Here is a 25,958-nt window from a genome sequence, read left to right on the forward strand (position 1 = left end):
CTCAGGGCAGCAGTTCGGTGAGGGAGGCGACATCCACCGGCTCGCCATAGTCCACCCCCGCCAGCTCGAAGCCGTTGAGCTGCATGAAGTCCTGCCGCAGCCCGGCAAAATCCCCCAGCGCATGGAAGTTGTCCGGCGTCACCTTGGACCAGAGCGCCGAGACGGCGGCCTGCACGGCCGGGTCGAGCTCGTGGTCATCCATCCGGATCAGCCGGTTGCCGTCAGCCACCACCCCTTGCGGGCCGTACATTTTGCTGGCGAACAACCGCTGCATCTGCTCGATGCAGCCCTCGTGTACCCCGCGCTCCTTCATCACCCCCATCAACAAGCCCAGATAGACAGGCAGCACCGGAATATAGGCGCTCGCCTTGGTCACCAGCGCCTTGCAGACCGACACCCAGGCGTGGCCGCCGATCTCCGCCAGCTGCAGGTTGATGGTCTCGGCGGTGGCGTGCAGGTGCTCCTTGGCATAGCCGATGGTGCCGTCCCGATAGAGGGGGTAGGTCGATTCGGGGCCGATATAGGAGTAGGCCACGGTTTGCGCGCCGGGCGCCAGGCAATCCGCCTGCTGCAGCGCCTGCAGCCAGAGCTGCCAATCCTCGCCCCCCATCACGCTGACGGTGTCGCGGATCTCCTCCGGGGTGGCCGGATCCAGCGACTGCTGCACCAGGGTGTCCTGTTCCAGATCCAGCCCCCAGCCGCGAAAGGGCTGCCCGGTGGTCTTGAGCACGGAGCGCACCTGAGTACCGTCAGGCAGTACCCGGATGCCGCTCGCCAACGAGTAGATCACCAGATCCACCTGCCCGAGCTGCTGGCGGATGACGTCGATGGCCTGCTGACGCATCTGGTCTGAGAAAGCGTCGCCGATCAGGTTGATGGCCACGCGTCCAGCCTGTTCCGCCTCCGTGCGAAACCAGATGTTGTTGTACCAACCGGCGCTACCCAGCCCCTTGTCGGAAGGGCCGCGTTCGAACGACACGCCAATGGTGTCGGCACCGGCCCCGAAGGCCAGGGCGATGCGCGACGCCAGCCCGAAGCCGGACGAAGCGCCCAGCACCAGCACCCGTTTCGGCCCGTTGAACGGGCCCGCCGCCCGGATCCGCGCGATCTGCTGCAGCACGGCGGCGCGGCAGCCGATGGGGTGACAGTTGCGGGCGACGCAGCCCTGGATTTGTGGATGAATGATCATCAAGGAGTCTCCGGGAAAGGAACACGACAGCAGGAACGGCCGTGGAACGCAGCGGCGCGCCACGGTTTGCCAAGGGAACTGGCTACAGCATAACCAAGCGGGGCGGGATTACCTTGATGTCGGGCGGAATATCGGCGGGAAGAGGGCAGAAAAACAAAAGGGAGCGCGAGGCTCCCCAAAGCGGTATTCAGATGCTTTTTGTTGTTTTGTGTTCATTGCGAAACACGGGCACATCCTATGCCTGTCACCGGCTACGGGCAAGCCGGCGGGTGTGACCTGCTTCAAACTCCTGTTCGATTTATCGCCAGTTTATTGCCCATCATCGACAGCAAGCTCCATAGGAAACTCTTTTAAATCCCAAAACTGTGCCGGGGACACCATTTTAGTTTCAGCAGACATTGGTATAGTGGACTCAGGATCAGTGAGGAGAACTCCCATGAATGGAACCTATTACAAACACATACTGGCCGCGATCGACCTGTCGGAAGACAACCGCAAGGTGATCGAGAAGGCGGTCGACCGGGCCCGCTCCAACGGCGCCAAGCTGTCGGTGATCCATGTCGATGTGGACCTCAAGGATCTCTACACCGAGATGATCGATATCGACATCGACAACGTGCAGGACCAGGTGATCGCCGAAGCGAAAGAGAAGCTGGAAGCCTTCCTGGCCTCGGTGGACTACCCCATCGAGAAGAAGCTGGTGATCTGCGGCGATTTGAGCGAGCGGGTCAACCAGGCAGTCAGGGATTATCAGATCGACCTGCTGGTGTGCGGCCACCGCCAGAGCTTCTGGAGCCTGCTCACCTCAAGTGCGCGCCAGCTGATGAATACAGTGCCCTGCGATCTGCTGGTCGTCCCCTTGCAGAAGTAACCGAACAGGCGTAGTTTGATTTGCCATGAATATGACCTCGTTCAATCACAACTACTGGTGGTGCTGCTCTTAAACAGGCGGCACTGCTTTTCTATGTAAAATTTCCCAAAGAAAACACCGTGACCGCCGAGAGGCGGTCATTGTTTTCATCCCTTTGTCGCCTCCCGGCTCACCCAACTGGAGAGAGTGACATGCACAACCCCGTTATCCTGACCGGCGACCGCCCCACCGGCAAACTGCACATCGGCCACTACGTCGGCTCGCTGCGCCAGCGCGTGGCCGCCCAGCACAATTACCGCCAGTTCGTGATGATCGCCGATCTGCAGGCGCTGACCGACAACGGCCACAACCCTGCCAAGGTGACCGATCACGTACTGGAGGTGATGGCCGACTACCTGGCCGCCGGCCTCGACCCGGCCAAAACCACCTTCTGCCTGCAGAGCGCCCTGCCCGCCCTCGCCGAGCTGACGACCTATTACCTCAACCTGGTCAGCGTCGCCCGGCTGGAGCGCAACCCCACCGTCAAGGCGGAGATCCAGCAGAAAGGGTTCGAGCGCAGCCTGCCGGCCGGCTTCCTGATCTATCCGGTCAGCCAGGCCGCCGACATCACCGCCTTTCGCGCCACCCATGTGCCGGTGGGCGAGGATCAGCTGCCGATGCTGGAGCAAACCAACGAGATAGTGCGCCGCTTCAACTCTCTGGTTGGCAAGGAGGTGCTGACCGAGTGCCAGCCCATTCTGAGCGACACCGGCCGCCTGCCCGGCATCGACGGCAAGGCCAAGATGTCCAAGTCCCTCGGCAACACCATAGAGCTCGGCATGTCGAGCGACGAGATCAAGCAGGCGGTGTTCGCCATGTATACAGACCCCAATCACCTCAAGGTGAGCGATCCGGGTCAGGTGGAGGGCAATACGGTGTTCGCCTATCTGGATGCCTTCCACCCCGACAAGGCGCTGGTGGCCGAGATGAAGGCCCACTACCAGCGCGGCGGGCTGGGGGACATGCGCTGCAAGCAGGTGCTCAACGACTGCCTGCAGACCCTGCTCGCCCCGATGCGGGAACGGCGCGAGGCGGCCATCGCCGACAAGCGCCAGCTGCTGCGCCTGTTGCAGCAGGGCACCGAGCAGGCGCGCGCCCTGACCGACGAGGTGCTGGCCGAGGTGAAGGGGGCGATGGGGCTCGACTACTTCGCCGGACTGAACTGATCCGCCCCGCGCTGCGCCGGGCTGCCGAGCGCATCCGCCCCGTAGCGCTCGAACGCCAGCCGGTGCAACAGCCCCTTGAACCAGCCGATCGCCTCGTCATGGGCGGTGAGCGGGTGGCCCGCCATCAGATAGACGATGGGGATGGCGGGGTCCAGCTGGTGCAGGCGCAGCGGGTAGTAACGACAGAAGTGGCGCCCGATCATCTCGGGCACCACCACCAGATAGCGGCCGGTGGCCATCAGCGGCGGCACCGCCATAAAGCTCGGCAGGCGGACACCCAATTCCCGCTCCACCCCGAAGCGGGCCAGCCAGAGATCCACCATGGCCTGGCTGTGACCCCAGCTGGAGGTGTGGATGTGGGGCCGGCTGACCAGATCGTCCGGCCCCAGCACGTCCGGCAGCTCGCTGCCAAGGGGCGACAGACAGACCAGCGGGTTGTTGAACCAGGGTTCGCGCCACAGCCGGGGCGAGAGGTGGTTGGCATCGGCGAAACCGATCACCAGATCCAGCTCCCCCTTCTCCAGCTCCCGCTCGTAGTCGCTGTCCGCCAGCTCGCACACCTCCAGCCGGCAGTGCGGGGCATGCCGGTGTAACCGCTCCACCAGCGCCGGCACCAGGCCGTGTTCCACCGAGCCCGGGGTGGCGATGCGAAAGATCCGCCGCGCACTGGCGGGGTCGAACCCCTTGGCCTGCCGCAACCCCTGCTCCAGCATGGCCAGCGCCTGGCGCACCGGGCCGGCCAGCGCCTTGGCGCGCTCGGTCGGCATCATCTCGCGCCGGCTCATCACGAACAGGGGGTCGTCAAGCGCCGTTCGCAGCCGCCCCAGCGCATGACTGACGGTGGACTGGGAGAGGTGCAGCCGCTCGGCGGCACGGGTGACGTTGCGCTCCTGCATCAGCATGTCGAACACGGTGAGCAGGTTGAGGTCGAGGCGGGAAAGGGGCAGTTCCATCGATATTGGCCATGGTTGGATGACGACAATTCATTTTTGGCATAGTAGCAGATTGCATAGAATGCGCAGGCGAATTACATCGGAGATTAAAATGCGTAGCTATCTGTTGTTGCTGGCGATTGGCCTGTTGTGGGGCTCCCAGTTCATTTTCATGCATCAGGCCGTCACCGAATTGCCCCCCATCATGGTGGCAGCGGGTCGCGCCTTGTGTGGCAGCCTGACCCTGGGTCTGCTCTGCCTGTTCATGCGTCTCAAGAGCGAGCACACCCCGTGGCGTACCTATATGCTGATCGCCCTGCTGGATGCCACCCTGCCCTTCATCATGGTGGCCTGGGGTCAACAGTATGTGGATAGCGCCATCGCCGCCGTGGTAATGGGTTGTATCCCGTTTGTCACCATCCTGATGGCACCCTTGTTGGTTTCCGGTGAAAAAATCACCAAGGGTGGTCTCGTCTCCGTGGTCATCGGCTTCGTCGGCGTACTGGTGCTGTTCTGGCCGAAACTGGCCAGCGGCATGAATGCCGGCCTGCTCGGCGCCATGGCCATCCTGTTCGGTGCCAGCTGCTTCGCCATCGGCCTGCTGATGATCAAGCGCTTCGCCAAGGACCATCCGGTGGTCGTGGCACGCAACATCCTGATCTCCTCGGCCATCCAGCTGCTGCTGGCCGCACCGTTCGTCACCGATCTGAGCGCGCTCACCCTGCCGAGCCAGCAGGCCATCGGCGCCGTCGCGGTGCTGGGGGTGTTCTGTACCGGTCTGGTCTACTTCCTCTACATGGCGCTGATCCAGAAGGCGGGCCCGACCTTCGCCTCCTTCAGCAACTACCTGGTGCCGCTGTTCGGCGTCATGCTGGGTGCCCTGTTCCTCGGCGAGCAGATCCAGTCCACCACCGGCGTGGCACTGGCTCTGATCCTGGGCTCGGTGGCCCTCAACCAGTGGGCCCAGCAGCGCCGCGTCCAGCGGCAGGCTGCCCTATGTCAGGCATCCTGACTACGCTCTGCGGCGGCCTGGTGGTGATCGCCGGCTGGCAGTATCGCCAGCGGCTGGTAGGTCTGCTCGGGCTGTTGATGGTGCTGCTGCCCTGGTTCTTCGACAGCAAGCTGCAAGCCATGCTGAGCTATGCGTTGAGCGCCTGACCTCTGTTTCTGAATGTGTGACGAGAGTGTATCTCTCCTGTTTTTGGGACCGTTTTAAAAAAACCTCCGATTTGTCCCCTCTACCGGCGCTCTGCGCCGGTTTTTTTATGCCCGCCTGGCGGCCTTGCCGTCCCATCACGCCAGATAGCGATAACTGAGCCGCTCGTTCTTGCGCGGACCTGTGATCTGCCAGCCGAGCAGAAAACCGCCCTCGGTCGGCGTCAGCTCGGCGCTGTAGTGATCCTGGCCACACAGATGGGGTTCGGCGGTGAGCCAGCGACCATCGGCCTGGGGCAACAGCTCGAACAGCACCACCGGCTGTTCATAGCGCAGATGGGAGAGCCGGATCCCCTGCTCGCCGCGCTGCCACCAGAAACGATTGTGCATGGTCAGCACCCGGCCATGGGGCGTGGTATAGCGACCCGTCTCGACAAACAACCAGCCGCCCTGGTGATCGGTCACCACCACCTCCCCCTCTCCGCTGCCACTCCAGTCGGTGGCGGATCCTGCCCCGTTGCTCGCGCTAAAGGCAAATGCTCCGATCTGTGGCAACTGGCGCCATAAACGCTGGATCACGGCTTCCTTCTCGGCCATCATAGCCCCCTTCAAAATTGACAACTGACGACAAATCAACCACATGAACTACTTGATAGGGGTTACCCTGCTCTGGTCATTCTCCTTCAGCCTGATCGGGGTCTATCTCGCCGGCCAGGTGGATGCCTACTTCTCGGTGCTGACCCGCATCGTGCTCGCCAGCTTGGTGTTCCTGCCCTTCCTGCGCCGCCGCTGGCTGCGGCCCGACCTGGTGGCCAAGCTGATGGCCCTCGGCGCCACCCAGCTCGGCATCATGTATCTGTTCTATTACCACTCTTTCCTGCTGCTGACGGTGCCGGAAGTTCTGGTGTTCACCATCTTCACCCCCATCTACGTCACCCTGATCCACGATCTGCTGGAGCGGCGCTTCAAGCCGGTCTATCTGTGGGGAGCACTGCTGGCGGTGCTGGGGGCGGCCGTCATCCGCTTCGACGGGCTGACCGAAAGCTACGTGCTGGGCTTCCTGGTGGTGCAGGGTGCCAACGTCTGCTTCGCCCTGGGTCAGGTGGGCTACAAGGTACTGCTGGCGCGGGAGGAACAGCAACCGCCGCAACTGGCGGTGTTCGGCTGCTTCTATCTGGGCGCCCTGGCCGTGGCCCTGCCCGCCTGGTGGCTGCTCGGCACGCCGCAATACCCCACCAGCGCCCTGCAGTGGGGCATATTGCTGTGGCTGGGGATCGGTGCCTCGGGCCTTGGTTACTTCCTGTGGAACAAGGGGGCGACCCAGGTCAGCAGCGGGGTGCTGGCGATCATGAACAACGCCCTGATCCCGGCGGGTCTGCTGGTCAACCTAGTGCTGTGGGGCAAGGATACCGACCTGCTCAGGCTCAGCCTGGGCGGCCTGCTGATGCTGGCCTCCCTCTGGGTGTGCCAGCGTCATGGGGTAAGTGAGCGCTGACTAAAAATCAGCCAACGACTGTGTTGTGCTCCCGTCTGGCCTGACCGTGACAGGTGGCCAGTCGGGCCAGCAGGTGATCGATCTGCTCGCCGGCCTGACTCTGCACCAGCCCGATGCTGACGGTCACCGGCCGTTGCGGCAACAGGCTGGCATCGGCGATCTCCATCCGCAGTCGCTCGGCAATCTCGAGGCCGCTCAGTCGGTCGGTCTGGGAGAGCATCAGGATGAAGCCGTCTTCGTCCCAGCGGGCGAAGGGGTCTTCCCGCCGCAGTTCATGGCGCACGATGCGGGCCAGCTTGGCCAGCATGGCGTCGCAGGCTGCCTCGCCAAACAACTGCTGGATCTTGGCTCTGTGATCAACGCTGAATTGCAGCAGGCTGAAGCTGCCGCTGGCGCTGGCCAGGCGCTCATCGAGCAGCTGTTCGAAGCGGCTGCGACTCTCCAGCCCGGTGAGGGGATCGGTACCGTGCCGCTCCTCCACCTGCACCGCCTGCGGTTCGAGCAGACGCACCACCCCCAGCACCTGGCCGTGGACATCGCGCCTGGCCCGCTCTTCCAGCCGGACATAGTGGCCATCGTGATGCAGGATGCGGTATTCGAGCCGGATCTGGGCCACCCGCCCGCTCTGGCAGGCCAGTTGCGCCTCCTGCAGGCTCCCCAGGTCGTCGGGGTGCACCCGCTCCAGCCAGCCGAGGTCGTCCAGACCGGCTTCGTTCAATCCCAGCAACCGCAGACAGGAGAGATCCCGCTGCACGCCCTGCTGCGGACTCCAGCTCCAGAGCCCTGCCTCCAGCAAGGCGATGGCATCCGCCATCAGCGCCAGATCAAACCGGGTAATTGCCTCCCTGAGGGGAGCCTTGAGCATGTCCATCGAGCGCCTCGACACCGAATCTGAAGACCTTCTCAATAAGTAACATTGGCTCTCGCGCCGAGCAACAGGGTCAGCTCGCTTTTCCTTGATAGCCGTTCATCAGGGCCTGCCAGTTCTCCGGCACGAAGTAAAAACTGGTATGCAGCTGGGACTCCTTGTTGAAGGAGCGCAGCAAGCGTTCCAGGTTGGCCTGCTGCCAGTTGCCGGGCGAGCGGATGGCCCCCTTGTCGAAGTCAATCACCCATACCTTGCCCTCCTTGTCGAGCAACAGGTTGTGGCTGTTGAGATCGGCGTGATAGACCCCGGCGTCGTGCAACCGGCGCACCGTCTGGCCCACCTTGTGCCACACCTCGCCGGCGATCGGCCCCTGCTTGAGCAGGGCGACCAGATCCTTGGCGCCGCGGATGCGCTCGATCAGGATGTCGGCCCGGTAGAAGGGGCCCTGTTTGGCCATGCGGGCGGCAAACGGGCGCGGCACCGGCAACCCCTGGGCGCTCAACTTGGCCAGCAGGCTGTATTCGGCCATGGCCCGGCTAGACTCCACTCCCTCGAACCAGAAGCGATCCCGCACCACCTTGCCCACCATGCCGCCGCGATAGTAGTGACGCAGCACCAGGTGGCGGGATTCATCCTTCACGAACCAGGTCACACCGCGGCCGATGGAGGTACCCACCACCTGCCGGTTGTTCTGCCACCAGGCCGGATCAAACAGCTCGGGAGAAGGGTCGCGAAACGCCCCTTCGGCATACCAGCAGATCTGGTTGTGTTCGGTCTGAATTTGCATCTTGGTCATTCCGGTCGGTCATCGCTACGGGTTGGCGCTCAGGGCCAGGGCAACAGGGGCCCGGTGGGGCCGGCTGCCAGTCGTGCGCAATTTTACAATCCACAGGGGAGTTTGCATAATGCCATCCATCCATTTTGCCATCGTTGCGCCACATCATGCCGCTGTTCCAAACGCCGCCCTCCTCCATCTGCATCCTGCGGCTCTCCGCCATCGGCGACTGCTGCCACGCGCTGGCGCTGGTGCGCGTCATCCAGCGGGCCTGGCCCCAGACCCGCATCACCTGGATCACCGGCAAGATTGAGGCGACCCTGTTTGCCGATCTGCCCGGGGTCGAGGTCATCCCCTTCGACAAGAGCAAGGGCTGGCGCGGCTATCGCGAGCTCTGGCAGGCACTCAAGGGGCGCAGGTTCGATGCCCTGTTGCACCTGCAGGCGGCCATGCGGGCCAGCATCGCCGCCCTCGGCATCAAGGCCAAGGTCAAGCTCGGGTTTGATCGGGAACGGGCCAGCGACGGCCAGTGGTTGTTCACCAATCACAAGGTGCCATCCCCCACCTCGCCTCACGTGCTGGACGGTTTCCTCGCCTTCGCCAAAGAGCTTGGCATCCAGGATCTGACCCCTGACTGGCAACTGCCCATCAGCGCCGAGCACCAGGCCTGGGCGAAGGAGAAGATCGGCGGCAAGCCGACCCTTCTCATCTGTGCCGCCGCCAGCAAGGCCTTCAAGAACTGGACTGCCGCCGGCTATGCCGCACTGGCGGATCACGCCGCCAGCAAGGGGTTTCAGGTCTATCTGTGTGGCGGGCCGGCCAAGCTGGAACAGGATCTGGCCGCCAATATTCAGCGCTTAAGCCACAGCAAGCCGGTGGATCTGGTGGGGCAGACCAACCTCAAGCAACTGCTGGCGCTGATCAAGGAGGCCAGCCTGGTGCTGGCTCCCGATACCGGCCCGGCTCACATGGCCACCCTGGTGGGTACGCCGGTTCTCGGCCTCTATGCCCATCACAACCCGGATCGTACCGGCCCCTATCTGTGCCGCGACTACGCGGTCAGCGTCTATCAGGAGCTGATTGAGCAGGAGACCGGCAAGCCGCTGGCCGAGCTCGGCTGGCGCACCCGCCTCAAGGATCCGGACGCCATGGGCAAAATCACCAGCGAACGGGTCATCGCCGCCTTCGACCGGCTCTGCGCCGAGCGCCAACTGCCACGCTGATGATGCGCGCAACTCGGAAATCCCGAAGCCAGCGGCAGGGATAATCTGCTGGCCCGACCCCGCAACGGCAGGCAGAATGAGGGCTGATGTGGGTTACGCTCCCGCAGCAAGCTACGAATACTTTGATCGGCTGGAATATGATTCCGGCCGTTTTTTTATCCGCTGCCTTCTGTTAAAATTCGCCGCCTTTACATCCCTCTTCTTCAAGAATTTTCCGCGTTTCGGATTTGGCTGTCTCCCTTTCGGGCACAAGACGGCGGCCTCTGCTACAACCAAAACACGGGTTTAGATTAAAGGTACAGACATGGCGCAACAAGGCACTCTCTATATCATCTCCTCCCCGAGCGGAGCGGGTAAATCCAGCCTGCTCAATGCCTTGCTGACCCAGCACAACAGCGCAGGCAAGATGCAGCTGTCGGTCTCCCACACCACCCGCGCCACCCGTCCCGGTGAAGAGCACGGGGTGCACTACCACTTCGTCAAGGTGGAAGAGTTCAAGGCGCTGATCGAGCGTGGCGACTTTCTGGAGTGGGCCGAGGTGTTCGGCAACTACTACGGCACCTCCCGCGCCGCCATCGAAGCCTGCCTGGCGCAGGGCATCGACGTCTTCCTCGACATCGACTGGCAGGGAGCCCGCCAGATCCGCGAGCAGATGCCGACCAAATCCATCTTCATCCTGCCCCCCAGCCGCGAAGAGCTGGAGCGTCGCCTGATCGGCCGCGGCCAGGACAGTGCAGAGGTGATCAAGGGCCGGATGGATAAAGCCATTGCCGAAATGGTGCACTACGACGAGTATGACTATGTCATCATCAACGAAGACTTTGAGCAGGCGCTGTTCCAGCTCAGGGCCATCATCGAGTGCCAACGGCTGGAATTGCGCCAGCAGCAGCAGGCCCAACAAAACTTGCTGCAACAGCTACTGGCAGAATAGGCCAAAAACAAGTAAACTTTTGCGTCATTTTTAAACACCGCTTTTTTAAACCGAGAAAGCCCAAACACTGGAGTCCTGCATGGCACGCGTTACTGTAGAAGATGCTGTAAAACAGGTAGGTAACCGTTTTGACCTGGTGCTGGTCGCCGCACGCCGCGCCCGTCAAATCGCGGTTCAAGGCAAAGATCCCCTGGTTGACGAAGAGAACGACAAGCCGACCGTGATCGCCCTGCGTGAGATCGAACTGGGTCTGGTGAACAACCAAGTGATGGACACCCAGGACCGTTACGAGCAGCAAGAGCAGGAAGCCGCCGAGCTGGCTGCCGTTGCTGCCATCGCCGAAGGCCGCGGTTAAGTCAGCTGTTTCCTATAGTCGGCGCCCGCCCGGGTGCCGACTGTTCTCCCCCATTTACAACCGCTCGAAAACCTCGCAAACTCAGGACTATACCCTCTATATCCACGGATTGCCGTTTCACCGCTGCGGGGACTGTCTTGTATTTATTTGAAAATCTTAAAGAAATAGCCAGTTCCTACCTGCCGCCCGAGCAGGTGGAGAAGCTCAGGCAAGCCTATGTGGTGGCCCGTGATGCTCACCAGGGACAGATGCGTTCCAGCGGCGAGCCCTACATCACCCACCCGGTTGCCGTTGCCCGCATTCTTGGCGACATGCGCCTCGATCATGAAACCCTGATGGCCGCCGTGCTGCACGACGTCATCGAAGATACTCCTGTCACCAAGGCCGACCTGGCCGAACTGTTTGGCGATGCCGTTGCCGAGCTGGTATCAGGCGTCTCCAAGCTCGACAAGTTGAAGTTTCGCGATCGCAAGGAGGCCCAGGCCGAGAACTTCCGCAAGATGGTGATGGCCATGACCCAGGATATCCGGGTCATTCTGATCAAGCTGGCCGACCGCACCCACAACATGCGCACCCTGGGCTCGCTACGGCCAGACAAGCGCCGCCGCATCGCCCGGGAAACCCTCGAAATCTTCGCCCCCATCGCCAACCGCCTCGGTATTCACACCATGAAGAACGAGCTGGAAGAGCTGGGCTTCGAGGCGCTCTACCCCATGCGCTCGCGGGTGTTGCGCGAATCGGTGCGCCGCGCCCGCGGCAATCGCCGCGAAATCATCGACTCCATCCAGAGCGAGATTGAAGGCCGGCTGCGGGAGGCTGGCATCGAATCCCAGGTCAGCGGCCGCGAGAAGAACCTGTTCTCCATCTACAACAAGATGGAGAAAAAAGAGCTGCAATTTCATGAGGTAATGGATATCTACGCCTTTCGCGTGAGGGTGAAGGACATAGATACCTGTTACCGGGTGCTGGGCCAGATGCACAGCCTCTACAAGCCCCGCCCCGGCCGCTTCAAGGATTACATCGCCATCCCCAAGACCAACGGCTATCAGTCGCTGCACACCTCGCTGGTGGGGCCGCACGGGGTGCCGGTGGAAGTGCAGATCCGCACCGAATTCATGGACCAGATGGCCGACAAGGGCGTCGCCGCCCACTGGGCCTACAAGCAGGATGGCGACAGCTCGGGCACCACGGCCCAGATCCGCGCCCAGCGCTGGATGCAGAGCCTGCTCGAGCTGCAGCAGAGCGCCGGCAGCTCCTTTGAATTCATCGAGGGGGTCAAGACCGACCTCTTCCCCGACGAGATCTACGTGTTCACGCCGGAAGGGCGCATCATGGAGCTGCCCGCCGGGGCCACTCCGGTGGACTTCGCCTACACGGTACACACCGACATCGGCCACGCCTGCGTCGGCTCGCGGGTCGACCGCCACCCCTATCCGCTGAGCAGTCCGCTGCACTCGGGCCAGACGGTGGAGATCATCACGGCGCCGGGGGCCCGTCCGAACGCGGCCTGGCTCAACTTCGTGGTGACCACCAAGGCCCGCTCCAAGATCCGCCAGTTCCTCAAGAACCTGCGCACCGAAGAGTCGGTAGTGCTGGGTCGCCGCCTGCTCAACCATGCGCTCGGCGCCAAGAACATCGAAGACATCCCCGAGCCTCGCATCAAGCAGGTGCTGGCCGACACCAAGCACGAGAACCTGCAGGGCCTGCTGGCCGACGTGGGCCTTGGCAACGCCATGAGCGTGATGGTGGCGCGCCGCATGCTGGGGGATGAACTGCCGCCGGAAGAGCAGCCCAAGTCCAGCAGCAAGAAGATGCCGATCAAGGGTGCCGACGGCATGCTGGTCACCTTTGCCAACTGCTGCCGCCCCATCCCGGGGGACGCCATCATCGCCCACATCAGCCCGGGCAAGGGGCTGGTGATCCACCAGGAAGCCTGCCGCAACATCAAGGGCTACAGCAAGGAGCCGGACAAGTACCTGCCGGTGCAGTGGGAAGTGGACAAGGAGCAGGAACAGGAGTTCCGTACCGGCATCAGCATCGAGATCGTCAACCACCAGGGCGCCCTGGCGGAGCTGGCCAACGTGATTGCCGCCACCGGCGCCAACATTCACGCCATCAGCACCGAAGAGAAAGATGGCCGGGTCTATCTGGTCACCCTGCTCATCACCACCAAGAGCCGGATCCACCTCGCCAACATCATGCGCAAGATCCGGGTGATGCCGAACGTGCTCAAGGTGAGCCGGCAGAAAAACTGAACACAGGCGGCGCAAGCCGCCTGCTGCTTTTCAAGAGACATGCTGGCCCGGCGCCGGCCCGATTTGACCCTGTGCATGCAAGCGATGCGCGCACCAGCCTCACCCGATAGTAACTGACATGACACCTGAACGCTTCAAACGAATTTCCGACATGCTGGCCCAGCGCCAGCTCGATCTGACCGTCTGCATGGAAGAGGTCCACAAGCCACACAACCTGGCCGCCATCGTGCGCACCGCCGATGCCATCGGCATCCACCGGGTACACGCGGTCTGGCCCAAGAGCTGGATCCACAAGCGCAAGGGTACCGCTCGCGGCAGCCAGAACTGGGTGGACGTGAAGCTGCACCCGGACATCGGCAGCGCGGTGGCCGAGCTGAAAGCCTCCGGCATGCAGATCCTGGCAACCCATCTCTCCGACAGCTCGGTGGATTTTCGCGCCATCGACTACACCAAGCCCACCGCCATCCTGGTGGGCCAGGAGAAGCACGGTATCGGCGAAGAGGCGCTGGCCCTGGCCGATCACCATATCGTCATCCCCATGGTGGGCATGGTGCAGTCCCTCAACGTCTCGGTGGCCGCCGCCGCCATCCTCTACGAGGCCCAGCGCCAACGCGAGCTGGCCGGCTGTTATCAACGCGGCTGCCCCTTAAGCCTGGAAGAGCAGAACAGCATACTGTTCGAGGGGGGCTACCCCATCTATGCCCAGCTCTGCAAGGAGAAGGAGATGCCCTATCCCCAGCTCGGCCCGGCCGGTGAGATCCTGGCTGACGAGCAGTGGTGGCAGCAGATGCAGCTGACCCGCAAAGGCTGGGCTGCACAGCAAGATGAGCAATTACAGGAGCAATAATAATGAATAATCCCTTTGGCAGCTGGCTGGAGTCCCAGGTAATACGGGAGCATCTCAGCAACCCCAATATCGAGGCGGGCGACTACAGCTACTACTCCGGCTACTACCATGGCAAGACGTTCGAGGATCACTGCGTACGCTATCTGCTGGGTGACGGCTCGACCCGGGAGACCTGGGAGAGCGGCATCTGGGGCGAGGTGGATCGCCTGCTCATCGGCAAGTTCTGCTCCATCGGCTCGGGTGCCACCTTCCTGCTGGCCGGCAATCAGGGCCATCGCATGGAGTGGGTATCCACCTTCCCGTTCGATCCGGCCACCTTTGGCGACGGGGTGCAGAGCGGCTTTCAGCGCAAGGGGGATACCCGGGTCGGCAATGATGTCTGGATCGGCTCGGAAGCCATGATCATGCCCGGCATCACCATAGGCGATGGCGCCGTTATCGCCACCCGCGCCGTGGTCACCCGGGATGTGGAGCCCTACACCATAGTCGGCGGCAACCCGGCCAAGCCGATCCGTCGCCGCTTCGGCGATGAGCAGATTGCCCTGCTGCAAGAGATGCGGTGGTGGGACTGGCCGCTGCCGCGCCTGCAGGCGGCCATGCCGCTGCTCTGCTCGGGCGACATCGAGGGGCTTTACCAGCACTGGCAGCAAGAGTCGGCATCATGAAGCTGATATCGCCCGCCCTGCTGGCCCTGACCCTGTTTTCTGCCGGAGCCCTCGCCGTGAACAATCCCTACCAGCTGACGCCGGAAGCCGACGTCGCCACCCTCCATCAGCAGACGCTGCCCGACTTCTGGCGCCAGCACGCCGTCGAAAGCGCCTTCAAGGGCAAGGATGGCATCACCATCCGCTATGCCGCCCTGCGCCAGGCCAAGGTCGATCGCGCCATCCTCATCGTCAACGGCCGGGTCGAAAGCTACCTCAAGTATCAGGAGCTGGCCTGGGATCTGTGGCGTCAGGGCTACAGCCTCTACCTCATCGACCACCGCGGCCAGGGCTTGTCCGATCGGCTGCTGGCCGACCAGGAGAAGGGATATGTCGACCAGTTCGACGATTATGTGCTCGATCTCAAGCAGTTTCATGACGAGGTGATCGCCCCGGACCAACCCGCCAAGCTGTTCCTGCTGGCCCACTCCATGGGCGGCGCCATCTCGGCCCGCTATCTGGAGCGCTGGCCCGGTGACATCGAGGCGGCCGTGCTCTCCTCCCCCATGATGGGCATCAACTTGGGCGGCCTGCCCAAGTGGCTGGCCAAGGGGCTGACGGCCACCATAGGCACGGTCGGCGGCTGGCTGGGCGAGCCTCCCTACGGCCCGGGTCAGGGCCCGTACGAGAGCCACGCCTTTGCTGACAACGGTCTGAGCCACAGCGAAGCCCGCTATCAGGCCTTCCGCGAGCTCTATGAGCAGCGCCCGCAGATCAAGCTGGGGGGCGCCACCGCCCACTGGATCTATCAGGGGCTGACGGGGGCGGACGCCGCCGTGGCCGGGGCCGGCGCCATCAAGACGCCGCTGCTGCTGCTGCAGGCTGGTGACGACAGCGTGGTGGACAACGCCGCGCAGGACGCCTTCTGCGCGCACGCTCGCTGCGAAGGGGGCAAGCCGCTGCGTATCGAAGGGGCCTGGCACGAGCTGTTCATGGAGGCCGATCCCCAGCGCCAGGCCGCGCTCAACGCCACCCTGGCCTTCTTCGCGCGCTACTGACGTCTGGTTATTTTTTGTATCCCTAAATAAATGGGGTCGCGGGAGCGGTTGCTGTACACTGCTCCCGCTTTCATTCGTAACCCCGAGGTGATGATGTATAAGGTCGTTGTATCTGATCTCGATGGCACCCTGCTCAACGGGCAGCACCAGATCTCCCCCCGCACCCGCGATACCCTGCACCGACTGGTGGATCAGGGAGTCAAGTTCGTGGTGGCCACCGGCCGTCACCATGTGGATGTGCGCAGCATCCGCGACACGCTCGGGCTCGACATCTATCTCATCACCTCCAACGGCGCCGTGGTGCACGACAAGCAGGATCAGCTGATCTTCAACCAGGCCCTGCCGGACAGCGTGGCGGCCGAGCTGATCGCGCTGGAGCGCGACCCCTCCATCCACATCAACCTCTACTACGGCGACGAGTGGCTGGTAGAAGAGGAGATGCCCTGGCTGCTGCAGTTCCATCATGAATCCGGCTTCAGCTACCGCCTGACCGATCTCGCCAGCCACCCGCTGGACAAGGTCAACAAGGTGTTTTACATCGGCGAGCACGAGAAGCTGCTGCAGATCGAGGCTGAGCTGAACCAGCGTTATGGTGATCGGCTCAACGTCACCTTCTCCCTGCCGGACTGCCTCGAGGTGATGCACGCCGGGGTGCACAAGGGCAATGCGGTGCGCGCCGTGCTGGAGCAGCACGGGCTGGAGATGTCCCAGGCGGTGGCCTTCGGCGACGGCATGAACGACTTCGAGATGCTGAGCATGGTCGGCCGCGGCGTGGTGATGGGCAATGCCCACGACCGGCTCAAGCTGGCGCTGGCCAGCCACGAGCAGACCCTGAGCTCCGACGAGGACGGCGTTGCCGTCTATCTGGAGCAGCTGTTCGCCCTGCAGGGCGTTGACGTCGCCTGAGACAAGGCGCCATGAGCCACGCTGCGGCTCATGGCGTGCTCCCACCCGGATAACCCTCCGAACGAGCAGGCCGGCAACCCCTCAGGTGGCCGGCTTGAACTGCTCCTTGTCGAGCTGGTGCTTCTTCATGCGCAGGTAAAGCTTCTTGCGCGGGATGCCGAGGTACTGGGCGGCGTCGGTCACCCGGCCGGAGAAGAGGAACAGGGTATCCTCGATCACCCGCCGCTCGAACTCCTCCACCAGATCGTCCAGCGGCTCCTTGCCGCTCGCTAGTGGCATGGCCCGCTCCGCACCGGCCAGCTTGACGATCCCCACCGCATAGAGCTCGGCCACGTTGCGCAATTCACGCAGATTGCCGGGCCACTTATGCCGCTTGAGCGTCTCCAGATAGGCGCGATCCACCGCCGGCACCGGCCGGCCGATGCGCTTGCAGCCCTGTCGCAGAAAGGCCCGGAACAGGGGAATGATGTCGCAGCTGCGCTCCACCAGCCGCGGCAGCCTGAGCCGCACCTGGGAGAGGAAGTAGTAGAGCTCCGGCATCAGCTGCTGGCGCTCCACCAGCGCCTCCGGCGACTCCTCGAACAGCGCTATGGTGCGCAGCGACTTGCCTCCCTTGCGCTCCTGATCCAGCAGGTGGTTGCCGAGCCAGCGCTGGCAGCCGGCACTCAGGCGGGCCGGGGATTGCAGCACCAGCGTGCCCTGATCGGCCTGCGCCAGGCTGGCCTGCACCTCGGCCAGGCTGGGTGCCGACCCGCAGTCGTGCAGCTGGAAGGCCTGCTCCCGCCGGGCGCTGATCCTGTGCAGCAGCCGGGCCAGGGTGTGGCGGCCAGAGCCGGCCGGCCCCTCCAGCAGCAGATCCTTGTCGGTCTGCGCCAGCTGGTTGAGCTGGCCACGGATCGCCACTATCTGCGGGCTGGTGCCGATCAGTTCGTCATCCACCGTCGCCTGGATCTCGCTGCGGCGCGCCAGCACGGCGCTGCGCTGCTGGCAGGCCCGCTCCAGCAGGCCCAGCAAATCCTGGGGATGAAGCGGTTTCTCCAGAAAGTCGAACGCCCCCTGTTTCACCGCCTTCACCGCCAGCGGGATGTCGCCATGGCCGGTGATCATGATGACCGGGATCTCGGCATCTATCTCGTGCACCCGAGTCAGCAGCTCCATGCCGTTCATGGCGGGCATGTAGATGTCAGAGACCAGCACCCCGGGCCACTGGCCGGCCAGCAGTTCCAGCGCCTCGTGGGGGGAGGTGGTCGCCCTCGGCTGGTAGCCGGAGAGCCGCAACAGGTGGCAATAGGATTCCAGCACGTCCTCGTCATCGTCCACCAGCAGCACGTTGGCGGGACGGTTAGCGGGCAACAGCATAGATGGCACTCTCCTCGTTCTGATGGGCGTTCGACCCGGCAGGGTCGACCGCCGCCAATTCCACTATCACCATGGCGCCGCCAGTCAGCGCTGAGCCCAGCATGATCTCGCCGCCGCAGCGGGCCAGCAGGGAGCGGCAGATGGTCAGCCCCAGTCCCAGCCCGACCTCCTTGGAGGTGGTGAAGGGGGTGAACAGCCTGGGCAGGATCGCCTCGCCGAAGCCGGCGCCGCTGTCGACCACCGCCAGCCGCAGCCGGGCCTCACTTCGTTCCAGCAACTGCAGCCGGATCTCCCGCCGCGCCAGCCCGGCCACCGCGTCCAGTCCGTTTACCAGCAGGTTGACCAGCACCTGCTCCAGCAGCACTGGGTCGGTCTCGAGCCAGAGCCCCTCCGGCAGTTCGTTGTGGAAGATGCAGCCATCGCGCTTCGTCCGCGTCTCCAGCAGCAACATGGCCTGTTCGGCCAGCGCCCCCAGCTCGAGCCGGACCCGCACCTCCTCGGCCGGCGACTTGCGGGCGAAATGGCGCAGCGCATTGATGATGCGACTCATGCGCCGCCCCAGCTTGTCGAGCTTGCCCAGATCCTGGTCCAGCGCCTGCAGCTGGCCGGCGGCGAGGGCCGCCCGGCTGGTGTAGAGGTAGGTCATCATCGCCGACAGCGGCTGGTTCAGCTCGTGGGCCAGGCTGGTCATCGCCTGCCCCACCACCGCCATCTTGGCCGCCTGGATCAGCTCATCCTGGGTCTGCAGCAGGGTGCGCTCCGCCTGCTGGCGCTGCACCACCTCTTCCGCCAGCAGCCGGTTGTTCTCGGTCAGCTCGCGGGTACGCTCCGCCACCCGCAGGCTGAGCTCCCTAGCCGTCAGCTCCTGGCGAGTGACATCCGTGATGGTGATGATGAATCTGTACCCGCGCCCCTGTTCGAAGCGGCGCAGGTTGAGATGCAGGAAACGGGGCGTCTCGTCCTGATCGCAGGCCAGGGTGCACTCGCTGTGGCCGAGCCGGTGCAGCGGCTGGTCCGCCCCGAACTGCTCCGCCAGCATCGCCCTCGCCGCTGCCGGAAAGGCCTGCCACAACGGCCGGCCCGGCTCGACGCCGGTCTGCCGGAACAGGGTGAGCGCGCTCGGGTTGACCGACTCTATGGTGCCATCAGGATGGCAGGTGATAAGGCAGGCCTGGGTGTTGTTGATAAGGTTGAGGGCATTGGCCCGCTCCATCTGCTGCAACTGCTGGCTGAAGTGGCGCAAACTGTCGCCCAGTCGGCCGATCTCGTCCCGGCCGCAGGTGCTGACCGGCACGTCCAGCCGGCCTGCCGCGACCCTGTCCAGCTCCTGCCCCAGCAGGTCGAGCCGCTTGATCAGCCGGCGGCCGATCAGCACCACCAGCACGAAGATGCTGAGCAGCAGGGTGAGCGCCAGCACCACCAGGATCACCAGCTTGCCGGTCGCCACCTGCTGGCTGCTGTCCTCCCCCAGTGCGCTGAGAGAGCGGTTGGCGTCGCTCACCATCAGACTGACCTTCTGGTGATAGCGCGACACGGCGTCGTCCAGCCGGGGGCGCAGGGCCGTCAGCTGCTGATGGGTCTGCACATCCGCCAGCAGCAGCCGGTGCAGCGGGCCATCCGGCTTCACCAGGGTGATGATGTCCTGCAGGATCTGGCGGTAGCTCACGGTCGAGGGGTACTCCGCCAGCCGCGAGGTCAGCTCGTCTATCTCGTCAATCTTGTAGCCGATGAACAGGAAGGCGCTCTCCAGATCCTGCTGATAACGCTGGGCGATCACCTCGCCGACCAGGGACTGCAGCTCGTTCTCCTTGAAGGTGAGATCCTGCAGGGCGGAGAACTCCTTGATGACGTTGCCAAACTCGCTCATGTCGTCCGGGCTGGCCACCATGCCGGTCAGGTGCCACTCCACCTCCTGCAGCAGAGGGGCGGCATCATCCACCAGATCCTGATGCAGCCAGTTGCTGCGCTTTTGCAGTTGCTGCAGGGTTTCGGCGTGCTCGATCTGCTGCTTGAGGTAGCGCCCGTGATCCGCCACCAGCGCGCTCAGCTCCTCGAACGCCTGGCGTTGCGAGGGTGTCTCCTGATCCCCCGGGGTGCCCAGCCGGTAGGCGCGCTGGATGTCCCGCAGTGTGGTCGACACCGAGTGGGAGAGGCGCTGGTACTGCACCGGATCCCGGGTATCGCGCAACTGGGCCAGCAGCAGCAACAGGCGGGAACTGGCCCGCTCCAGCTGATAGGCGTTGTCGATGGCGGGCAGGCTCTCCTCCACGATGAGGTGGATCTGCCGGCCCAGCCGATCCCACATCACATAGGCGGCCATGCCCATGGCGCCGGTCAGGGTGGTGATGGCCACGAAGGCGAGGATGAGCCGCCGCCCCAGGCTGCGCGGCATGGCCAGCAGGTGCCCCAGCCGGCTCATGGCCTGGCCGCCTGTTCGACCAGCCGCTGCGCCTCGTTCAGGCGCGCCTCGGTCGCCTGGCGCCACTGGTGCATCACCCGCTCCGCCTGTGGATTGCCCTGCTCCCGGTCATAGAGGCCGTCAAACAGCGCCAGCAGGGCCGGATCCTGCGCCTCCTGCTCGCTCAGCGGCGGCATGCTCGCCTTGGCGACAGCCTGCTCCAGCAGTGCAACCCGCCAGGGCTCGCCATGGGTATTCAACCCGTTGATCCCCTGCCAGGTCATCTTCAGCCTAGGCAGCTGCTGGGTGATGGTCTGCTCGAACAGGGCCTTGAGCAGGCCTGCCCGTCGATAGAGCAGCGCCTTGTCGGTGACGTAGCGGGTCTGTCTGGCCAGCCCGGGCTGGCTCAGGGTGGCCTTGGCCATGCCGGGAGTGGCGAGGATCCCCTGTCCCTTGTCGGAAAGCAGGTACTGGATGAAGAGGGCGCCACTGTGCGGATGGTCCGAGCGACGGGGTACCCCCAGGTAGGTCGGCAGGATCACCGAATCCGGCATGATGTTGAAGCCGACGTGATCGAAGCGGGCCTGGCTGGTGAGGGCGTAGCTGTCGATCACCGGGCCGGCCCCCGCCAGACCGCGACTGATGCCGTCGCTCACCCCGAAGCTGCGCGCCGTGATGGCCGACAGGTTGCCGCCCAGGCGCATCAGCAGGGCCCAGCCCTGCTGCCAGCCATATTGCTGCAGCACGCTCTCCACCATCATGTGGGTGGTGCCGGACTGGGAGGGTGAGCTCATCATCACGTGCCCCATGAAGAGTGGGGACGCCAGTTGCTGCCAGCTGGTGGGCTGCGGCAGCTGATATTTGGCCAGATAATGGCGGTTATACATGATGCCACTGCTGGAATAACCGACCACGGCCACTTTATTGCCCAGCCCCAGGGTATGGGGAGCGAGCCATTTGGGCGGCGTAGTTTCATTTGGCAAAGCCGCCAACAAACCTGCTTTGTCCAGCGTGTTAAAAAAAGTCGGCGAAGAGGACATGATAATATCGACTTGCGGTGCATCGGCCTCCGTTAATAAGCGCAGGGAGGGAATGGTGCGCCGATAAATAACTTCGACCCGGATCCCGGGATATTGTTCTGCAAAGCCCTCGATCACCGCCTTGACCGGCGCCTCCGAAAACGAGGTGAGCACCGTCAGTGAAGCGGCCTGCAGGGTGCTAAATGGCAACAAAACGCTGCCCATGAACAGGGCCAGCCGGCGGCAAAAGAGGTGCATGACTATCGGTCGACTCGCGCGTTAATTCAGGAATATGTGCAGTACATCTAATATTCGGCACATGCCGTAATTTTTATTTTCACGAGGATGAGCCAGTTCTGACTCATTATGCCTCGGCACGCGGCTATTGTTATTCATCGAATATCAATAGGACAGTTCAAATATGTCATTTTTGACTCATGGTTTTCCCATGATTGAGTCAGAGTTGACCCATATCCGGCTTTTTGCCGGCTGAATTTCTCCCTTCATATGATGGCAGCCGCTATCAGAGCTCCCTCTGAAACCATGCTGCCAAAATAGAAACGGAGAACCCCATGTTCAACTTCTTCAAGACGCGAGCCGACCTGCCGGTCATGGATGCCTCGCCCGATAAAATCCGCTCGATTTACCGCAAGTACCAGTGGCAGGTCTTCCTGGGGCTGGTACTGGGCTATGCCATGTTCTATGTCGTGCGCATGAGCCTCAACGTGGTCAAGAAACCCATGCTCGACTCCGGCGTGGTGACCTTGGAGGAGCTGGGGGTGATCGGCTCCGCCTTCCTGTTCACCTACGCCGTCGGCAAGTTCTCCAACGGCTTCCTCTCCGACTACGCCAACATAGGCCGCTTCATGTCGGTCTCGCTGGGGCTCTCGTCCATCTGCACCATCCTGATGGGCATGAACACCGCCACCTTCTTCCTGGTGCTGATGTGGGGACTGAACGGCTGGTTCCAGTCCGTCGGCTCCGCCCCCTCCTGCGTCTCCATCTTCCAGTGGTTCTCCCCCAAGCAACGGGGCTCGGTCTACTCGGTCTGGGGTGGCTCGCGCAACATAGGGGAAGGCATCTCCTGGATCCTGACCGCCACCATCGTCAGCTACTTCGGCTGGAAGGCCGGCTTCATCGGCGCCGGCATCGCCTCCCTGATCGCCGCCCTGTGCATGTATCTGGTGCTGAAAGATCGGCCGCAGACCTATGCCCTGCCGGAACCGGCCGTCGCCTTTGGTGAAGCCCCCGAGATCGCCAAGAAGGTGGATCCGGCCGAAATCCGCCGCGCCCAGCTGTTCGTGCTCAAGCAGCCCGTCGTCTGGCTCATCGCCGCCGCCTGCGCCTGCATGTACATGTCCCGCTACGCCATGAGCTCCTGGGCCGTGCTCTACCTGCAGGAGCAGAAGGGCTACAGCCTGATCGACGCCGGTTTCGCCATGTCGGCCTACCCCATCGCCGGCTTCCTCGGCGCCATCCTAGCCGGGATCATCTCCGACAAGGTATTCAACGCCAACCGCCACATCCCTACCCTGCTGTACGGATTGGCCAACGTGGCCGGCATGTGTCTGATGTTCTGGGGCCCGCAGAGCCGCATGATGGATGCCGTCGCGCTGGCCCTGATTGGCTACGCCATCGGTGGTCTGGTGGTGTTCCTGGCCGGCCTGACCGCCTGCGACCTGATGCCCAAGACAGCGGTCGGGGCCGTGAAAGGCTTCATCGGCCTCTGCTCCTACATCGCCGCCTCCATCCAGGAGCTGGTCTCCGCCGCTCTGATCAAGACCAGCGAGATCGATGGCGTGACCCACTATGACTTCAGCAGTGCCCAGTACTTCTGGCTCGGTGCCTCCGTGGTTTCCATGCTGCTCGCCATGACGGTGTGGAACGCCAAAAAAGTCGTCAACTACTGATCCCCGTTCACCGGGACACGCCAAAAAACAATGCCAGTCAGTTGATGCTGACTGGCATTGGCAATCCGGGGTTACTTTCTTCGAAAGCGCTGATTGTCGCCCCCATGGCACTGCCAGAGGATCAGGGGAGTACCATTGGCACTGCCATCCTTGGATACATCCAGACAGAGGTGGCTGCTGCGACTGACCAGCCGATCCCGCTCCCAACGCCACTGCTGATTGCTGCCGCCATGACAATCCCAGGCGATCACCCTGGCCCCGGTGTCGCGATCGCCACCGGCCACATCCAGGCACTTGCCGCCGACCTTCACCGCCTTGCCATCCAGACGAAAGCGCTGGTTCTCTCCGCCGTTGCAGTCCCAAAGCTGCAACTGGTTGCCATTGCGCACGCCGCCGGCAATGTCGAGGCATTTGCCATTGGCTGCCAGCAACTGGCCCCCCGACTCTTCTCGCTTGCGGGCTTCCTTCTTCTCCTGCTTGTGGTCGTAGTAGGCGGCAGCGCCTATGGCACCGATCACCACGGCCCCCAGCAGAAAATCCGAAGAGTCCAGACTCTGGCACCCTCCCAGCGAAAGCGAGAGACAGGCGGCAATCAAAGGAGATGGACGCATCACTCAATCCCCCCGACCAGGAAGCTCTGATTGGCACCACCATAGCACTCGGCCAAACGCAAGGGCGTATTCGGGGTGTGACGCCGCCCCGCGACATCCAGACAACGGGAGGCCTTGTTGTTGAACAGCTTGTCCTCCCGCCACACCCACTGGGCATGACCATCGCAGGGAGCCAGGATCAGTTCATTGCCGCTTCTGGCCTGCAGGCATGTCTCCTGCATCTTCAGCTCTCCCAGCGCCCACTCAAACGACCTGGTGTCTTTGCGACCGCACTCCTGGGTGACGGCCTGCTGCCCGGCAACACCGATACAGAAGCCGTTGTAGGTCAGCAAGAGGGAGGCGGCAGACTCGCTCTGCGATTGGGAGACCATGGAGTTCATCACCTCATCCATCGGCGGCTTGAGGGTACAACCGCCCAGCAGCACGGCGGCCATGACTGCGGGTCTGCAGGAGAAAATCGAGATTTTGTTATGCATAAAAAAGCCTGAAAGAGGTCTGTGACATCCGGTCACCAAGGACTCCAGCTGGCAGGATAACTGAAGGGGGGACAAGACTGCCCGGATAGAGTGTAAACAAACGTTACAGCGGCGCGGCAAGCCGGGATGATAGGCAAGGCAGAAAGCAAAAAACCCCGCCGAAGCGAGGTTTTTCAGAATGTGGTCGGTGATAAAGGATTCGAACCTTTGACCCTCTGGTCCCAAACCAGATGCGCTACCGGGCTGCGCTAATCACCGAGAATATTTTGATTCTACAAAAAACAAAGACGACCATGCGGTCATCCTCGTTATACAGCAAGTATGGTGCGAAGAGAGGGACTCGAACCCTCACACCCGGGGGGCACTAACACCTGAAGCTAGCGCGTCTACCAATTCCGCCACCTTCGCGTACCTGACAAGCTGTAAAATGGGGTGGCTGATGGGGCTCGAACCCACGACAACCGGAATCACAATCCGGGACTCTACCAACTGAGCTACAGCCACCACAGCTGTTTTCGTTCTTCAACTCGCCCGTTTAACCGGCGCACTTTTGATGGTGCGCCCGACAGGATTCGAACCTGTGACCTCTGCCTCCGGAGGGCAGCGCTCTATCCAGCTGAGCTACGGGCGCTACGCTGTCGAACGGGGCGCAATATTAATGATGAGGACCTACCTTGTCTACCCTTTTTTTATCAAGCCGAATCAACCGCTTGTTTTTCCATCGTTTCTGGCTTTTTTTAAGCGATTTTATGTTATTCAAGCCGGTTCCGGCCCCTCCCCGCTACTTTTCCCCCCACCCCATCTTGCTGACAGCGATGGGCAAAACTTGACTTGCCTCAAAGCCTCCCTAGAATGAATGAACGTTCATTCAGTCGTTGTGATCATCCAATCATGAACAAGAAAGAACGCATTTTCGATGCGGCTCATGAAGTACTCGGCGAACAGGGTTTCCACGGCCTCTCCATTGCCGTGGTGGCCAAGAAAGCCAGGGTGGCGGCAGGCACCATCTATCGCTATTTCAGCGACAAGGATGACCTGATCCGTCAACTCTATCGGCACACCATCCTCCAGTGTCATCCCCTGGTCATGGAAGGCGTGCAGACAGAGGAGGTATCGTTCGAACAATTTCGGCGGCTGTGGCTCAACATCCACGCCATCTTTGTCGACGAACCGAACGCGCTCAAATGCAAATTGCAGTATGAAACATCCCCGCTGGGAGCTGAGCTGGAGCAGGACCCGGTCATCCAGGCCGCCTGGGCCCCGCTGGATCGCTTCTACGAACGGGGGATAGAACAGGGCCTGTTTATCGACCTGCCCGTTCGGGTACTGCAGGTGCTGAGCCTGGACTGTGTGGCAAATCTGGCGTTGCAAAGCCAGGTGCACCAATTCGAACTGACGCAAGAGCAGCTGGAAGCCGTGATCCGGGCCAGCTGGCGAGCCATTTTGACCCCTTAAACATTGCACTCATATCTCAGG

Annotated in this window: 25 protein-coding genes and 4 tRNA genes; 15 read left to right on the forward strand and 14 right to left on the reverse strand. The window is 62.7% G+C overall.

What is annotated here, in order from left to right; translation table 11 throughout:
- Position 1: 1 nt before the first annotated feature.
- Positions 2 to 1,189, reverse strand: coding sequence for an enoyl-ACP reductase FabV (fabV, locus tag I6L33_RS03970; RefSeq protein ID WP_216973596.1), 1,188 nt, complete (start codon positions 1,187 to 1,189; stop codon positions 2 to 4).
- A gap of 436 nt (positions 1,190 to 1,625) precedes the next feature.
- On the opposite strand from fabV, the gene I6L33_RS03975 reads away from it, so the two are divergent.
- Together I6L33_RS03975 and trpS are read left to right on the forward strand one after the other, a co-directional pair.
- Positions 1,626 to 2,060 (forward strand): universal stress protein, encoded by a 435-nt coding sequence (locus I6L33_RS03975; RefSeq protein ID WP_010635648.1) that lies wholly within the window; start codon positions 1,626 to 1,628, stop codon positions 2,058 to 2,060.
- 191 nt (positions 2,061 to 2,251) lie between these two features.
- Entirely contained in the window at positions 2,252 to 3,265 is a 1,014-nt protein-coding gene (trpS, locus tag I6L33_RS03980) for a tryptophan--tRNA ligase (protein WP_216973597.1), read from the forward strand.
- On the opposite strand, the gene I6L33_RS03985 is transcribed toward trpS, so the two are convergent.
- A complete protein-coding gene (locus I6L33_RS03985) occupies positions 3,244 to 4,218 on the reverse strand; it encodes a LysR family transcriptional regulator (RefSeq protein ID WP_017783507.1) in 975 nt (324 codons plus the stop codon). The genes trpS and I6L33_RS03985 overlap by 22 nt on opposite strands.
- 91 nt (positions 4,219 to 4,309) lie before the next feature.
- Here I6L33_RS03985 and I6L33_RS03990 point away from each other — a divergent pair, with 91 nt between their 5' ends.
- Together I6L33_RS03990 and I6L33_RS03995 are read left to right on the forward strand one after the other, a co-directional pair.
- Positions 4,310 to 5,209: a DMT family transporter gene (locus I6L33_RS03990; protein ID WP_216973598.1), complete on the forward strand. Its 900-nt coding sequence runs from the start codon at positions 4,310 to 4,312 to the stop codon at positions 5,207 to 5,209.
- On the forward strand, positions 5,194 to 5,355 hold the full coding sequence (locus tag I6L33_RS03995) for a hypothetical protein (protein WP_005307030.1): 162 nt from the start codon (positions 5,194 to 5,196) through the stop codon (positions 5,353 to 5,355). The genes I6L33_RS03990 and I6L33_RS03995 overlap by 16 nt, the downstream gene beginning before the upstream one ends.
- Before the next feature lie 135 nt (positions 5,356 to 5,490).
- Here I6L33_RS03995 and I6L33_RS04000 read toward each other — a convergent pair whose 3' ends face one another.
- Positions 5,491 to 5,949, reverse strand: coding sequence for a DUF6314 family protein (locus tag I6L33_RS04000; RefSeq protein ID WP_017766480.1), 459 nt, complete (start codon positions 5,947 to 5,949; stop codon positions 5,491 to 5,493).
- Positions 5,950 to 5,992: 43 nt separating this feature from the next.
- Between I6L33_RS04000 and I6L33_RS04005 the strand changes: the two genes are divergently transcribed.
- On the forward strand, positions 5,993 to 6,847 hold the full coding sequence (locus I6L33_RS04005) for a DMT family transporter (RefSeq protein WP_025202468.1): 855 nt from the start codon (positions 5,993 to 5,995) through the stop codon (positions 6,845 to 6,847).
- A 7-nt stretch (positions 6,848 to 6,854) separates the two neighbouring features.
- Here I6L33_RS04005 and I6L33_RS04010 read toward each other — a convergent pair whose 3' ends face one another.
- Both I6L33_RS04010 and I6L33_RS04015 read right to left on the reverse strand, forming a co-directional pair.
- Complete coding sequence (locus tag I6L33_RS04010) at positions 6,855 to 7,718, reverse strand: sensor domain-containing diguanylate cyclase (RefSeq protein ID WP_216973599.1); 864 nt, start codon at positions 7,716 to 7,718, stop codon at positions 6,855 to 6,857.
- A 70-nt stretch (positions 7,719 to 7,788) separates the two neighbouring features.
- A complete protein-coding gene (locus I6L33_RS04015) occupies positions 7,789 to 8,502 on the reverse strand; it encodes a 3-deoxy-D-manno-octulosonic acid kinase (protein ID WP_139753506.1) in 714 nt (237 codons plus the stop codon).
- Positions 8,503 to 8,657: 155 nt separating this feature from the next.
- On the opposite strand from I6L33_RS04015, the gene I6L33_RS04020 reads away from it, so the two are divergent.
- The 8 genes from I6L33_RS04020 (at position 8,658) to I6L33_RS04055 (ending at position 16,709) form a co-directional block, all read left to right on the forward strand.
- Positions 8,658 to 9,713, forward strand: a complete 1,056-nt coding sequence (locus I6L33_RS04020) for a glycosyltransferase family 9 protein (RefSeq protein ID WP_216973600.1) — start codon at positions 8,658 to 8,660, stop codon at positions 9,711 to 9,713.
- Between the two features lie 304 nt (positions 9,714 to 10,017).
- Entirely contained in the window at positions 10,018 to 10,644 is a 627-nt protein-coding gene (gene gmk, locus I6L33_RS04025) for a guanylate kinase (RefSeq protein ID WP_017766485.1), read from the forward strand.
- Positions 10,645 to 10,723: 79 nt separating this feature from the next.
- Entirely contained in the window at positions 10,724 to 10,999 is a 276-nt protein-coding gene (rpoZ, locus tag I6L33_RS04030) for a DNA-directed RNA polymerase subunit omega (RefSeq protein WP_005307060.1), read from the forward strand.
- A 137-nt stretch (positions 11,000 to 11,136) separates the two neighbouring features.
- Positions 11,137 to 13,254, forward strand: coding sequence for a bifunctional GTP diphosphokinase/guanosine-3',5'-bis pyrophosphate 3'-pyrophosphohydrolase (spoT, locus tag I6L33_RS04035; RefSeq protein ID WP_005307064.1), 2,118 nt, complete (start codon positions 11,137 to 11,139; stop codon positions 13,252 to 13,254).
- A gap of 118 nt (positions 13,255 to 13,372) precedes the next feature.
- Positions 13,373 to 14,101, forward strand: a complete 729-nt coding sequence (gene trmH / locus I6L33_RS04040) for a tRNA (guanosine(18)-2'-O)-methyltransferase TrmH (RefSeq protein WP_017780340.1) — start codon at positions 13,373 to 13,375, stop codon at positions 14,099 to 14,101.
- 2 nt (positions 14,102 to 14,103) lie between these two features.
- Complete coding sequence (locus I6L33_RS04045; protein WP_216973601.1) at positions 14,104 to 14,766, forward strand: CatB-related O-acetyltransferase; 663 nt, start codon at positions 14,104 to 14,106, stop codon at positions 14,764 to 14,766.
- Complete coding sequence (locus tag I6L33_RS04050) at positions 14,763 to 15,803, forward strand: alpha/beta fold hydrolase (protein WP_216973602.1); 1,041 nt, start codon at positions 14,763 to 14,765, stop codon at positions 15,801 to 15,803. Before I6L33_RS04045 ends, I6L33_RS04050 begins: the two co-directional genes overlap by 4 nt.
- A gap of 93 nt (positions 15,804 to 15,896) precedes the next feature.
- On the forward strand, positions 15,897 to 16,709 hold the full coding sequence (locus I6L33_RS04055) for a Cof-type HAD-IIB family hydrolase (RefSeq protein ID WP_010635634.1): 813 nt from the start codon (positions 15,897 to 15,899) through the stop codon (positions 16,707 to 16,709).
- 81 nt (positions 16,710 to 16,790) lie between these two features.
- Here I6L33_RS04055 and I6L33_RS04060 read toward each other — a convergent pair whose 3' ends face one another.
- From I6L33_RS04060 to I6L33_RS04070, 3 genes are read right to left on the reverse strand one after another with little or no spacing between them, the layout of a single operon-like run.
- A complete protein-coding gene (locus I6L33_RS04060; RefSeq protein WP_216973603.1) occupies positions 16,791 to 18,068 on the reverse strand; it encodes a sigma-54 dependent transcriptional regulator in 1,278 nt (425 codons plus the stop codon).
- Entirely contained in the window at positions 18,052 to 20,487 is a 2,436-nt protein-coding gene (locus I6L33_RS04065) for an ATP-binding protein (RefSeq protein ID WP_216973604.1), read from the reverse strand. The genes I6L33_RS04060 and I6L33_RS04065 overlap by 17 nt, the downstream gene beginning before the upstream one ends.
- Complete coding sequence (locus I6L33_RS04070) at positions 20,484 to 21,743, reverse strand: ABC transporter substrate-binding protein (protein WP_216973605.1); 1,260 nt, start codon at positions 21,741 to 21,743, stop codon at positions 20,484 to 20,486. The genes I6L33_RS04065 and I6L33_RS04070 overlap by 4 nt, the downstream gene beginning before the upstream one ends.
- Positions 21,744 to 22,057: 314 nt before the next feature.
- Here I6L33_RS04070 and I6L33_RS04075 point away from each other — a divergent pair, with 314 nt between their 5' ends.
- Positions 22,058 to 23,395: an MFS transporter gene (locus I6L33_RS04075; protein WP_005307086.1), complete on the forward strand. Its 1,338-nt coding sequence runs from the start codon at positions 22,058 to 22,060 to the stop codon at positions 23,393 to 23,395.
- 71 nt (positions 23,396 to 23,466) lie between these two features.
- Here I6L33_RS04075 and I6L33_RS04080 read toward each other — a convergent pair whose 3' ends face one another.
- From I6L33_RS04080 to I6L33_RS04105, 6 genes are all read right to left on the reverse strand, one after another.
- Complete coding sequence (locus I6L33_RS04080) at positions 23,467 to 24,006, reverse strand: lectin (protein ID WP_005307089.1); 540 nt, start codon at positions 24,004 to 24,006, stop codon at positions 23,467 to 23,469.
- Entirely contained in the window at positions 24,006 to 24,482 is a 477-nt protein-coding gene (locus tag I6L33_RS04085) for a ricin-type beta-trefoil lectin domain protein (RefSeq protein ID WP_302054591.1), read from the reverse strand. The genes I6L33_RS04080 and I6L33_RS04085 overlap by 1 nt, the downstream gene beginning before the upstream one ends.
- Before the next feature lie 181 nt (positions 24,483 to 24,663).
- Positions 24,664 to 24,740: transfer RNA gene (locus I6L33_RS04090), tRNA-Pro, on the reverse strand.
- 64 nt (positions 24,741 to 24,804) lie between these two features.
- A tRNA-Leu gene (locus I6L33_RS04095) sits at positions 24,805 to 24,890 on the reverse strand.
- Between the two features lie 20 nt (positions 24,891 to 24,910).
- A tRNA-His gene (locus I6L33_RS04100) sits at positions 24,911 to 24,986 on the reverse strand.
- A 50-nt stretch (positions 24,987 to 25,036) separates the two neighbouring features.
- Positions 25,037 to 25,113 (reverse strand) — tRNA-Arg (locus I6L33_RS04105).
- A 260-nt stretch (positions 25,114 to 25,373) separates the two neighbouring features.
- Here I6L33_RS04105 and I6L33_RS04110 point away from each other — a divergent pair.
- Complete coding sequence (locus I6L33_RS04110) at positions 25,374 to 25,937, forward strand: TetR/AcrR family transcriptional regulator (protein WP_019839352.1); 564 nt, start codon at positions 25,374 to 25,376, stop codon at positions 25,935 to 25,937.
- The last annotated feature ends 21 nt before the right edge of the window (positions 25,938 to 25,958 follow it).

This window comes from Aeromonas sp. FDAARGOS 1403, from assembly GCF_019047325.1.
In the GTDB taxonomy this organism is placed as follows: Bacteria; Pseudomonadota; Gammaproteobacteria; order Enterobacterales; family Aeromonadaceae; genus Aeromonas; species Aeromonas dhakensis.